Annotated in this window: 1 protein-coding gene; it reads right to left on the reverse strand. The window is 27.4% G+C overall.

Going from position 1 to position 259, the window contains the following annotated elements; all coding sequences use genetic code 11:
- Positions 1-259: ankyrin repeat domain-containing protein (locus tag NF27_RS09995; RefSeq protein ID WP_039459158.1), on the reverse strand; the 259-nt coding region annotated here is incomplete at both ends.

A 259-nucleotide genomic window follows, 5' to 3' on the forward strand; every position in this document is an offset into this window, starting at 1 on the left:
ATTACATCTAAATGACCATGTATAGAAGCAACCAAGAAAGCATTATTGCCTTTTGTATTAATTGAGTTAATAAATTCCGGTTTCAGATATAATAGATATTCCATTATATCTAATTTCCTATGCCGAACAGCAAATAAGAAAGCATTATCTTCATCTTTATTTAATGAATCTATGAATTCAGGTTTTATTTGTAAAAGATATTTTATTACATCTAAATGACCATGTATAGAAGCAACCAAGAAAGCATTATTGCCTTTTC

The organism is Candidatus Jidaibacter acanthamoeba, from assembly GCF_000815465.1.
Classification (GTDB): Bacteria; Pseudomonadota; Alphaproteobacteria; order Rickettsiales; family Midichloriaceae; genus Jidaibacter; species Jidaibacter acanthamoebae.